This is a genomic window from Povalibacter sp. (genome assembly GCF_036735925.1).
Lineage (GTDB): Bacteria > Pseudomonadota > Gammaproteobacteria > Steroidobacterales > Steroidobacteraceae > Steroidobacter.
The window spans coordinates 1-11,674 of sequence record NZ_DAINNK010000113.1; the positions used below are offsets into that span (position 1 = coordinate 1).

The 11,674-nt window shown below is 64.6% G+C and carries 11 protein-coding genes; 8 read left to right on the top strand and 3 right to left on the bottom strand.

What is annotated here, in order from left to right; translation table 11 throughout:
• From V7D81_RS21535 to V7D81_RS21565, 7 genes are all read left to right on the top strand, one after another.
• Complete coding sequence (locus V7D81_RS21535; protein ID WP_324320178.1) at positions 1-420, top strand: F0F1 ATP synthase subunit epsilon; 420 nt, start codon at positions 1-3, stop codon at positions 418-420.
• A 113-nt stretch (positions 421-533) separates the two neighbouring features.
• Positions 534-1,904 carry a bifunctional UDP-N-acetylglucosamine diphosphorylase/glucosamine-1-phosphate N-acetyltransferase GlmU gene (gene glmU, locus V7D81_RS21540; protein WP_324320180.1) on the top strand — a complete coding sequence of 457 codons (1,371 nt, stop codon included), beginning with the start codon at positions 534-536 and terminating at the stop codon, positions 1,902-1,904.
• Positions 1,905-2,048: 144 nt separating this feature from the next.
• The gene (glmS, locus tag V7D81_RS21545) at positions 2,049-3,884 is read left to right on the top strand and encodes a glutamine--fructose-6-phosphate transaminase (isomerizing) (RefSeq protein ID WP_324320182.1); all 1,836 of its coding nucleotides are present in this window, start codon (positions 2,049-2,051) and stop codon (positions 3,882-3,884) included.
• 2 nt (positions 3,885-3,886) lie between these two features.
• The gene (locus tag V7D81_RS21550) at positions 3,887-4,999 is read left to right on the top strand and encodes a CaiB/BaiF CoA transferase family protein (RefSeq protein WP_324320184.1); all 1,113 of its coding nucleotides are present in this window, start codon (positions 3,887-3,889) and stop codon (positions 4,997-4,999) included.
• 91 nt (positions 5,000-5,090) lie between these two features.
• On the top strand, positions 5,091-5,573 hold the full coding sequence (gene slyD / locus V7D81_RS21555) for a peptidylprolyl isomerase (protein WP_324320186.1): 483 nt from the start codon (positions 5,091-5,093) through the stop codon (positions 5,571-5,573).
• Positions 5,574-5,768: 195 nt separating this feature from the next.
• Positions 5,769-6,074: a DUF2934 domain-containing protein gene (locus tag V7D81_RS21560; protein ID WP_324320189.1), complete on the top strand. Its 306-nt coding sequence runs from the start codon at positions 5,769-5,771 to the stop codon at positions 6,072-6,074.
• Positions 6,075-6,151: 77 nt separating this feature from the next.
• Entirely contained in the window at positions 6,152-6,580 is a 429-nt protein-coding gene (locus tag V7D81_RS21565; protein ID WP_324320191.1) for a CBS domain-containing protein, read from the top strand.
• Positions 6,581-6,645: 65 nt separating this feature from the next.
• On the opposite strand, the gene leuA is transcribed toward V7D81_RS21565, so the two are convergent.
• Positions 6,646-8,343 (bottom strand): 2-isopropylmalate synthase, encoded by a 1,698-nt coding sequence (leuA, locus tag V7D81_RS21570; RefSeq protein ID WP_324320193.1) that lies wholly within the window; start codon positions 8,341-8,343, stop codon positions 6,646-6,648.
• Positions 8,344-8,694: 351 nt separating this feature from the next.
• Here leuA and V7D81_RS21575 point away from each other — a divergent pair, with 351 nt between their 5' ends.
• On the top strand, positions 8,695-9,243 hold the full coding sequence (locus tag V7D81_RS21575) for a hypothetical protein (RefSeq protein WP_324320196.1): 549 nt from the start codon (positions 8,695-8,697) through the stop codon (positions 9,241-9,243).
• Between the two features lies 1 nt (position 9,244).
• On the opposite strand, the gene cysQ is transcribed toward V7D81_RS21575, so the two are convergent.
• Positions 9,245-10,057 carry a 3'(2'),5'-bisphosphate nucleotidase CysQ gene (gene cysQ / locus V7D81_RS21580; protein WP_324320198.1) on the bottom strand — a complete coding sequence of 271 codons (813 nt, stop codon included), beginning with the start codon at positions 10,055-10,057 and terminating at the stop codon, positions 9,245-9,247.
• On the bottom strand, positions 10,054-11,674 hold a 1,621-nt coding region (gene cysC / locus V7D81_RS21585), incomplete at its 5' end, for an adenylyl-sulfate kinase (protein WP_324320200.1). The genes cysQ and cysC, both read right to left, overlap by 4 nt.

Here is an 11,674-nt window from a genome sequence, read left to right on the forward strand (position 1 = left end):
ATGGCCACAATTCATGTCGACATCGTCAGCGCCGAAGGCGAGATCTTCTCCGGCGAGGCCTCGATGGTGTTCGCGCCGGCCGTGATGGGCGAGATCGGTATCGCGCCCCGTCACGCGCCGCTGCTGACGACGCTCAAGCCGGGCGAAGTTCGCGTGCAGACTGCTGCCGGCGATGAGCAGTTCTTCTATGTGTCGGGTGGCGCGATCGAAATTCAGCCGCACGTCGTGACGGTTCTCGCCGACACGGCACTGCGCGCGAAGGATCTGGACGAAGCAGCTGCGCTGAGCGCCAAGCAGGCGGCCGAAGAAGCGCTGCGGAATCGCGGCGATACCATCGACAGCGCCAAGGCGCAGGCTGAACTGCTGCGTGCGGCTGCGCAGCTCAAGATGCTGGAGAAGCTGCGGAAGATAAAGCAGTAGCCGGCGGCGGGCCGCAGGCTTGGAAAAGATTGCAGAATGCGCCCTTCGGGGCGCATTTTGTTTCATGCACCGCCGATACTGATATGTCCTGACCCGAGTCCCGGACCTCGCATATGTCTTCACCACTCTCCGTCGTCATCCTCGCCGCCGGCCAGGGAAAGCGAATGAAGTCCGACCTGCCGAAGGTGCTGCAACCTTTGGCGGGTCATGCATTGCTGTCGCATGTCCTCGATACGGCGAAGTCGCTCGGCGCCGATGCCATTCACGTGGTTTACGGCCATGGCGGCGACCTGGTCCGCGAACGGCTCTCGAAGGAACCGGTCAACTGGGTGCTGCAAGCCGAGCAGCTCGGCACCGGCCATGCCGTTGCCCAGGCGATGCCGCACATCCCTGACGATCATCGCGTGCTGATTCTCTACGGCGATGTGCCGTTGATCCGCAAAACATCGCTGGAACAGCTGCTCGAACGTTGCGACCAGAAGTCGCTCGGCCTGCTGACCGTCATGCTGTCGGATCCCACCGGCTACGGCCGCGTCGTGCGCGACGGCGCAGGCAACGTCGTGCGCATCGTCGAACAGAAGGATGCGAACACCAAGGAACGCGCCATCAACGAAGGCAACACCGGCCTCATGGCGATGCCCGCCGCCTCGTTGCGCAAATGGCTCGCGGCATTGAAGAACGACAATGCCCAGGGCGAGTACTACCTGACCGATGTCATCGTCATGGCAGTGCGCGACGGCATGAAGATCGGCGCGGTCGTGGCGGGCACGGAAACGGAAGTGCTGGGCGTCAACGACAAGGTGCAGCTCGCGCAGCTCGAGGCCGCACTGCGCGCAGAACGCGCCACGCAGCTCATGCTGCAGGGTGTGACGCTCGCTGATCCGGCGCGCATCGACATCCGCGGCAACGTCACCGTCGGGCGGGACGTATTCATCGACGTGAATGCGGTGCTGGTCGGCAACGTCCATCTCGGCGACCGTGTCCGCATCGGGCCGAACAACTATCTCAAGGATTGCCGCATCGATGCGGACACGGAAATCCATCCGAACTGCGTCATCGACCGGGCGAACATCGGCCCGCGCAATTCCATCGGACCGTTCGCCCGCCTGCGCCCGGACGCCGTGCTGCACGAGGACGTCCACATCGGCAATTTCGTGGAAGTGAAGAAGAGCGAGCTCGGCGCCGGCAGCAAGGCCAATCACCTGACCTATCTCGGCGATGCGACGGTCGGCCGGAAGGTCAATGTCGGTGCTGGCACTGTGACCGTAAATTACGACGGCGTGAACAAGCATCGCACCGAGATCGGCGACGGTGCATTCATCGGCTCAGGCTCGATGCTGGTGGCCCCGGTGAAGATCGGCGCCAACGCCAATACAGGCGCCGGTTCGACCATTACCCGCGATGCTCCGGACAGCAAGCTCACGCTCGCGCGGGCACGCCAGGTGACCATCGAAGGCTGGAAGCGGCCCGAGAAGAAGACCTAGGTCCCGGTTCGGGTCAAGTGGAGGCCTTCCAAGTCGTGCGATACCTCCCATTTGACGAGTAGTTTGCCGAGTAGAATCCGGGTTCGGAGCGGCGCACGAACGCTCGATCACGGCCAACAGCCCAACGTCCAGGAATCCTGATCCATGTGCGGAATCGTCGGCGCCATCGCTGATCGCAACATCGTCCCGATCCTCATCGAAGGCCTGCGGCGGCTCGAATATCGCGGCTACGATTCTGCCGGCGTCGCCGTGCTGAACGCAGAAGGACATCTGCGTCGTCTGCGCACGGTCGGCAAGGTGAAGATGCTGCAGGATGCGATCACGGAAACGCCGACGGAAGGCCGCCTCGGCATTGCACACACCCGCTGGGCAACCCACGGCGTGCCGTCCGAGCGCAATGCACACCCGCACATCTCCCGCGACGGCATTGCCATCGTTCACAACGGCATCATCGAGAATCACGAAGAGCTGCGCGACGAACTGACGAAGCTCGGCTACGCGTTCACCTCGGAGACCGATACCGAAGTCATCGCGCACCGCATTCATCATCACAAGCAGAAGCTCGGCGATATCTTCCGCGCCGTCCGCGCGACGGTCGCCGAACTCGAAGGCGCCTACGCGCTGGCCGTCGTTTCGGAAGATGCGCCGGACAAGATCATCCTCGCGCGCGCCGGTTGTCCCGTGGTGATCGGGGTCGGCAAGAACGAAAACTTCGTGGCCTCGGACGTCTCGGCGCTGCTGCCCGTCACGCGCAATTTCATCTTCCTCGAAGAAGGCGATGTCGCCGAGATCGGCCGGCAGGGCGTTCGTGTGCTCGACAGCGAAGGCAACACGGCACAGCGGCCGGTTCGCGAAAGCGCGCTGTCGGCGGACGCCGCGGAGAAGGGCGACTATCCGCACTTCATGCTGAAGGAAATCTTCGAGCAGCCGCGCGCCATCGCGCAGACGCTCGAAGAACGGGTCGCCGGCGGCAAGCTGCTCGAAGCCGCGTTCGGTCCGCTGGCCTCGGAAATATTCCGTCGCACCGAGGCGGTCCAGATCGTCGCCTGCGGCACGAGCTATCACGCCGGCGCCGTGGCCAAGTACTACATCGAACAGATCGCCCGCCTGCCCTGCTGGGTCGAGATCGCGAGCGAGTATCGCTATCGCAATCCCGTCGTGCCGAAGAACACGTTGTTCGTCACGATCTCGCAGTCCGGCGAAACGGCCGACACGCTCGCCGCGCTGCGCATGGCCAAGCAGTCGGGCTATCTCTCATCGCTGTCGATCTGCAACGTGCCGGAAAGCTCGCTGGTACGCGAATCCGAACTCGTGTTGCTGACGCGCGCGGGCCCGGAGATCGGCGTGGCGTCCACCAAAGCCTTCACCACGCAGCTCGCCGCGCTCGGCATGCTGGTAGTGGCGCTTGCCAAGTTCAACGGCGCCGATCCGGAACGCGAACGCGGCCTCGTGCAGCGCCTCATCGAAATTCCGGGGCTGATCGAAAAGACGCTGCATCTCGAACCGACCATCAAGGAACTCGCCAAGCGCTTCGCCGACAAGCACCACGCCCTGTTCCTGGGCCGCGGCCAGATGCATCCGATCGCGATGGAAGGTGCACTGAAGCTTAAAGAGATCTCGTACATCCACGCCGAGGCCTACGCGGCGGGCGAGTTGAAACACGGCCCGCTCGCGCTGGTCGACGACGACATGCCCGTCATCGTCGTGGCGCCGAACAATGATCTGCTGGAAAAGCTCAAGTCCAATCTGCAGGAAGTTCGCGCGCGCGGCGGCGAGCTGTATGTCTTTGCCGATCCCGACTCCGGCATGCAGTCTTCCGAGGGCGTGACGGTGATCACGATGCCCAAGCACGTGAGCCACTTCCAGGCAGCGGCCGTGTACAGCATCCCCCTGCAACTGCTCTCGTATCACTGCGCCATCCTGCGTGGCACGGATGTTGATCAGCCGCGCAACCTGGCGAAATCGGTGACCGTGGAATAGCGGTGCTCGCGGGAGCAAGAATCGTCGAAATCGCCGGCATCGGCCCCGGGCCGTTCTGTGCCATGCACCTGGCGGACCTTGGCGCCGACGTGATCGCAGTCGAGCGCGATGAGTCGACGATCAAGGGGCTGAGTTCCAACCGCAGCATCATCAATCGCGGCAAGCGTTCGATCATCGTCGACATTCGCACGCCCGCGGGCCGCGACACGGTGCTGCGCCTGATCGAGAATGCCGATGCGATGATCGAAGGCATGCGGCCCGGCGTGATGGAGCGCCTCGGTCTCGGGCCCGATGAGTGCCAGGCGCGCAATCCGCGCCTCGTCTACGGGCGCATGACCGGCTGGGGTCAGCGCGGACCGCTGTCGCAGGCCGCCGGACACGACAACAACTACCTCTCGCTCGCCGGCGCCATGTACTACAACGGCGGCCCGAACGATCCACCCTCGACGCTGATCACGCAGGTCGGCGACATCGGTGGCGGGGCGTTGTATCTCACGGTGGGCATCCTTTGCGGCATCCTGAATGCGCGTTCGAGCGGACGCGGCACGATCGTCGATGCGGCGATCGTCGACGGTGCGGCGCACATGCTGCAGCTCGCGCTGTCGACCCGATGGGCCGGCCTGGTCGGCAACCCGCGTGGCCACAACATCCACGACAGCTCGCACTTCTACGCCACCTATCGCTGCGCCGACGGCGAGTTCGTCACGCTCGGCTCGATCGAACCGCAGTTCCATGCGCTGCTGCTGCAGAAGCTCGGCCTGCAGGATGATCCGCGCTTCGCGAATCAGTGGGACCGCAAGCGCTGGCCGGAACTGCACGCGCAGTTCACGCAGCTGTTTGCAACGAAGACGCGCGCCGAATGGTGCGCGTTGCTGGAGAACACCGACGCGTGCTTCGGACCGGTGCTGAGTCCCGACGAAGCGGCGCACCATCCGCACAATGTCGCGCGCGAGATCTACTTCGAGCGCGACGGTGAGCTGGAGGTCAGCCCCGCGCCGCGGTTCGACGGTCGACGCGTGCAACCCGGACCGGTGCCGGTGCGCGGCCAGCACACGCAGGAAATCCTCGCGGCGCTGGCGGCCGGTACCTTGTGGAAGACGACGGGTTCGACGTAGCCGCGGGCCCGTGGCCGTCGGAAATTCCCGCGGCAGCCAGCAGCAAATGGGGCCATAATCGCGCCCTTTCTCAGGACAGTCCGCCCATCCCATGCAAGTCGCCCAGAACGCCGTCGTTTCCATCCACTACACCCTCACCAACGACAAGGGCGAGACGCTCGATTCGTCGGCGGGCGGCGATCCGCTGACCTACCTGCATGGCAACGGCAATCTGATCCCGGGCCTGGAAAGCCAGCTCGAGGGCAAGCAGGCCGGCGACAAGCTCCAGGCGAAGGTCGCCGCTGCCGATGCCTACGGCGTGTACGACAAGGCGCTCATCCAGAAAGTACCGCGTCGTTCCTTCCGCGGCGTGGCCGACGTGCAGGTGGGCATGCAGTTCCAGGTGCAGTCGAACGCCGGTCCGCGCATGGTCACCGTCACCCAGATCCAGGGGGACATGGTGACGGTGGACGGCAATCATGCGCTCGCGGGTCAGGACCTGACCTTCGACGTCGAGATCACCGACGTGCGCGAGGCGACGGAAGAAGAAATCTCGCACGGCCACGTGCACGGCCCGGGCGGCCACCACCACTGATCGGCTCGCACCGTCGACGTGCGCCGATCCGCAGCGGCGCACTCGCGGGGTTCATGACGAGCGGCGTCGCGCCGTCCTGGCAAGTCGACGCTTTCCGACATTTGCGTGTCATCCGGCCTGCATAGAATCGCGGGACGCCACTGGCACAGTCCGTGCTTGTCGTGGCTGTCCCCCCTCGATTGCCGGAGGCAACTCATGCAAGTGTCCCCTGCCACCCAATCCAGCACCGCGAAAGCCAAACGTTCGAAGGCCACGGCAGTGTCGGCCGATGCGACGGGCGCCACGAAGCCCGCTCGCACGCGCAAGAAAGCCGCGTCAGCCGAGCCGGCATCGCCGCCCGTCGAAGTCGTGGCGCTGCACCCGAGCCCCGAGGACATGACGGGCATGATTGCCACCGCGGCCTACTTCATTGCTGCGGAGCGCCATTTCGCAGGCGGGCATGAACTGGACGACTGGCTGGAAGCCGAGCGGCGCGTGCGGGCGCAGTTTCCGTCGAGCTGATCGAGCTGCCGTCTGCGGGATGCCGAAATTGAACTCGGCACCTGATCCGGTCGATGCTTCCGCGAGGAGGGTCGCCGATGCTGCGCATTACCTACTTGCTGGCGTTGAAGGGGAAGAACGTCTGGTTCATCGACCCGGATGCGCCGGTTCTCGAGGCCATACAGACCATGGCGGATCGCGGCATCGGTGCGCTGCCCGTCATACGCGACGGCCAGCTGCTGGGGATCGTGTCGGAGCGGGATTACGCCCGCAAAGTCATCCTGAAGGAGCGATCCAGCGCCGACACTCCCGTGCGCGACATCATGACCAGTCCCGTGACGACCATTTCGCCCGATGAAGCCGTGCACAACTGCATGGAGATCATGACCCAGAAGCGCATCCGGCACCTGCCGGTGGTGGAGCGCGGGGCGGTCGTCGGCATGATTTCGATCGGCGATCTGGTCAAAGCTGTCATCGAAGAACAGCAGCAGACGATCGATCACCTCGAGCGCTACATCGCCAGCTGATTCCCGCGAAGGGCGGCAAAGAGGTCGAGGATCATTCCGCGACCTCTTCGCAGCCGAAGGCCGGATCAGCCGCCGGCCGAAGCCACCGGCATCGAATCATCGAGCAGATTGCGGCGCAGCGCGCGATTGACCGCGCTCAGCACGGCGAGCAGCGACGCCGTCACGATGTTCTCGTGAATGCCGACGCCGAACAGCGTCGTGCGCGCCGGCGTCGTGATTTCGACGCACGACATCGCGCGCGCATTGCTGCCCGTGCCGATCGAGTGCTCCTCGAACGACAGCACGTCGATGCGGAAACCCAGCGCGTCGACGAGCGCATCGATCGGTCCGTTGCCTTCGCCGTTGAGCAGTGCGCCCTGGCCGTCGCAACGCAGCCGCATGGTCAGCTTCTGGATCTCGGGATGATCCTTGGCGGTCGTGAGCTGGTGCGAGAGGTAGCTGTACGTGCCGGCCTGTTCGAGGAACTCGCGATTGAACAGCTCCCAGATCTGTTCGGAGCTGAGTTCCTTGCCCGTCGCATCCGTCACCGACTGCACCACCTGGCTGAACTCGATCTGCAGACGACGCGGCATCGCCACGCCGTAATCGCGCTCCAGCAGGTAGGCAATGCCACCCTTGCCGGACTGGCTGTTGACGCGGATGACGGACTCGTACGTGCGGCCGAGGTCGCGCGGATCGATGGGCAGATAAGGTACTTCCCAGATGTCGGCTTCCTGGCGCGCGGCAAAGCCTTTCTTGATCGCGTCCTGGTGCGAGCCCGAGAACGCGGTGAACACCAGATCGCCGACGTACGGATGCCGCGGATGAATCGGCAGCTGATTGCACTGCTCGACGCAGCGCGCCGCTTCGTTGATGTTGGAGAAGTCGAGGTTCGGATGAACGCCCTGCGTGTAGAGGTTCATCGCCAGCGTCACGACGTCGACATTGCCCGTGCGTTCGCCATTGCCGAAGAGCGTGCCTTCGACGCGATCGGCGCCGGCCATCACGGCGAGTTCCGCCGCGGCGACCGCCGTGCCGCGATCATTGTGGGGATGCACGGACAGCACGATCGAATCGCGACGGGCGATGTGCCGGCCGATCCACTCGATCTGGTCGGCGTAGACATTCGGCGTTGCCATTTCCACCGTGGCCGGCAGATTGATGATCACCTTGTGATCCGGCGTCGGTTGCCAGATGCCGGTCACCGCATCGCAGATTTCCACTGCGAAATCGAGTTCGGTGCCGGTGAAGCTTTCGGGGCTGTATTCGAAGTACCAGTCGGTATCCGGCTGCTTGAGCGCTTGGTCGCGCACGCACTTCGCGCCGGCCACCGCGATGGCGACGATGCCGGGGCGATCCAGTCCGAAGACCACGCGACGCTGCACGGTCGAGGTGGAGTTGTAGAGATGCACGATCGCCCGCTTCGCGCCCCGCAGCGATTCGAACGTGCGTTCGATCAGTTCGGGCCGGGACTGCGTGAGCACCTGGATCGTGACGTCGTCCGGAATCAGGTTGCGCTCGATCAGCTCGCGTACGAAATCGAAGTCCGTCTGCGATGCCGCCGGGAAACCGACTTCGATTTCCTTGAAACCCGTCTTGATCAGCAGATCGAACATGCGCCGCTTGCGCGCGGCGTCCATCGGTTCGATCAGCGCCTGATTGCCGTCGCGCAGATCGACGCTGCACCACAAGGGCGCGGCTGCGATGACTTTGTCGGGCCAGGTACGGTCCTTGATATCGATCGGGGCGAACGAGCGATATTTGGCGGAAGGGTCCTTCAACATGCTTGCGATTCCTGTGGCTGGGTCGCCGGCGGCATGACTGCGGGGCCGCGGGACAACCGGAACGAAAACTCTATTTTTTGGCAGCGCCATGAGGCGGGCGCCGATGCGAGGAGTTTTGCGTCTAGCGACGCAGGTGCAGGCGCGCACGCAGCAGCAGGCCGCCGCGAAGGGGCGAAGCCGGAAATTGCTGGTGGTTGCGCATGGCCCGGAATCTAGCAGCAGTTCTGCGGCCATTGCAAGGCGCCGGGTTGCAGGAATCCCGGGAAATGCCGCAGTTTTACGTGACCGCGAGCGGAACCCGTGGCGCTCCGGTGGTATTGGGTTTCGTCGGTGTGATCGTCAGGAGTCCTCATGAGGCTGCCAGCCTGCCGTGTCGTTCATGCACATGCCCTGTGGCTGACGGGCATCGCCTTACTGCTGACCGCCGGACCGTCACAAACGCAGATCGCCGATTTCCAGATCGTCTGGGTGGTCATCGGCGACGTTGCCACCTCGGCGGGCGACCAGCCGGTCCAGGCCGGCAGACATCTGTTCATGGCCAGCGACCTGGCCGATCTTTCCCTGAAGCAGGTCCGGGTGTCGCGCATCGAAGTCGATCCGACCGTTACCGCACTGCATGCCGGCGACCGGCTCTGTCTGTCCTCACTGAAGATCCGGGCGACGGCCCCGGACGGATCGCTGGTGAAGCGCGCGCCGCTGTCGGTCAGCGTCCGGCAGGATCATCGCGACAGCCTGCAACTGGAGCGCACGCGCCGGGACATCTGCATGCAGCCCGATGCCGCCGGCGAATATCCCGTGCGGTTTACCAGTCTGTTGCCGGCCGCCGACGGCTCGACGCGCGGTGCGCAGATATTCGTGCGGGTGACCGGGCGAGATACGCCCGCACCCGCGCAACCGTGATTCAGCCGGCCGATTCGAGCGCGCCGATCCAGTCGCGATTGTGATCGCCGAACACCAGGAAGTGCGGATTCAGCAGACTGTCCCTGGTGTTGTAGCGCAGCGGCTGACCTTGCAGGTCCACCACGGCACCGCCGGCCGCTGCCACGACCGCATGCGCGGCAGCCGTGTCCCACTCGCTCGTCGGGCCGAAGCGCGGATAGAAATCGGCGCTGCCCTCGGCGACGAAACAGAACTTGAGCGAGCTGCCGACGCTCAGCAGCGAATGCGCGCCCAGCCTGTCGAGATAGGCATCGAGCGATCCTGCGCCGGCATGCGAGCGGCTGCCGACGACACGCAGCGGCGACGCCGCCGGCGTCTGCACCCGGATACGCACAGTTGCCTCGCTGCCTGATTGGCGGAACGCGCCCTCGCCGTGCACGCCGGAATACGTGGTGTCCTTGACCGGCACGTGCACGACGCCGAGCGTCGGCACATGGTTCTCGATCAGTGCGATGTTCACCGTGAACTCGCCATTGCGCGAAACGAATTCCCTGGTGCCGTCGAGCGGATCCACCAGCCAGTAACGCCACCACTGGCTGCGCACGTCGAAGCCGATCTCGCTCGCTTCTTCCGACAGCACTGGCGTATCGGGCGTCAGTGCTTCGAGCCCTTTCACGATCGCGGCGTGGGCGCGCAGGTCGGCCTGGGTCAGCGGCGAGGCATCCTTCTTGCGCTCGACATCGAAGGGCTGACGATAGACGTCGAGGATCTCCTCGCCCGCGCGGCGCGCCAGGCGCGAGATGTCGGCAAGCAGCGTTGCAGCAAACGTGCTCATAGGCCTGAAAGATTGTCGGCCGGATACAGCATGCCGGCATCGCGCAGCGTGGTGAGGATTTCTTCCGCTGCCTGCTCGGGCGAGAACAATGCGGTACGCAGATGGATTTCCGCATGTTCGGGCGGTTCGTACGGCGAGTCGATGCCGGTGAAATTGGCGAGCTCGCCGCGCCGCGCCTTTTTGTACAGGCCTTTCGGATCGCGACGCTCCGCCTCTTCGATCGGCGTGTCGACGAAGACTTCGAAGAACTCGCCCGACTGCAGCATTTCCCGCGCCAAGCGCCGCTCCGAACGGAACGGCGAAATGAACGAGACCAGCACGATGAGGCCCGCATCGACCATCAGCTTCGACACCTCCGCCACCCGGCGGATGTTCTCGACGCGATCGGCATCGGTGAAGCCGAGATCCTTGTTCAGCCCGTGGCGCACGTTGTCGCCATCGAGCGTGTAGGTGTGGCGGCCGAGCGCGTGCAGCCGCTTTTCCACCAGGTTCGCCACCGTGGATTTGCCCGCGCCGGACAGCCCCGTGAACCACAGCACGCAGGCACGCTGGCCCTTGATCGAGGCGCGCGCCGTCTTGTTCACGTCGAGCGCCTGCCAGTGGATGTTCTCGGCGCGCCGCAGCGCGAAGCTCAGCAGGCCGGCACCGACGGTGTCGTTCGTCAGCTTGTCGATGAGGATGAAGCCGCCCATCTCGCGGTTGTCGGCATAGGCGTCGAAGGCGACGGGACGATCGAGACTGAGATTGCACACGCCGATCTCGTTCATCTCCAGCTGCTTGGCCGCGAGATGCTCCAGCGTGTTCACGTTCACCTTGTACTTCGGCGTCGTGATGCTGCCGGTCACGCTGCGCGAGCCGAGTTTGATGACATACGGCCGCCCCGGCAGCATCGGTTCCTCGTGCATCCAGATGATGGTGGCCTGGAACTGGTCGGCCACGCCGGCGGGCGCATCGGCCGCCGACAGCACGTCGCCGCGACTGACGTCGATCTCGTCGGTCAGCGTGAGCGTGACCGACTGACCCGCGACCGCCTGCTCCAGATCGCCATCATGAGTGACGATGCGCGCGACACGACTGGTGCGACCGGAGGGCAGGGCGCGCAGCGTGTCGCCGCGGCGCACGACGCCGGTGGCGATCGTGCCGGCAAAGCCGCGGAAATCCTGGTTCGGACGATTCACCCACTGCACCGGCAGCCGGAACGGCTTCTGCTGCAGGTCATCCTCGATCTCGACCGTTTCCAGAAAGTTCATCAGCGTCGGCCCGCGATACCAGGGCATACGCGCGCTCGGGTCGATGATGTTGTCGCCTTTCAGAGCCGACAGCGGAATCGCGGTGATGTCCTCGAGCCCGATCTGCTGCGCGAAGTCGCGATACTCGCCGAGGATGGTGTCGAACACGTCCTGCGAATACTCCATCAGATCCATCTTGTTGATGGCCAGCACGACGTGACGGATGCCGAGCAGCGACACGATGTAGCTGTGCCGCCGCGTCTGGGTCAGCACGCCGCGGCGCGCATCGATCAGGATCACCGCGACATCGGCCGTCGATGCGCCGGTCACCATGTTGCGCGTGTACTGCTCGTGCCCCGGCGTGTCGGCGACGATGAACTTGCGGCGG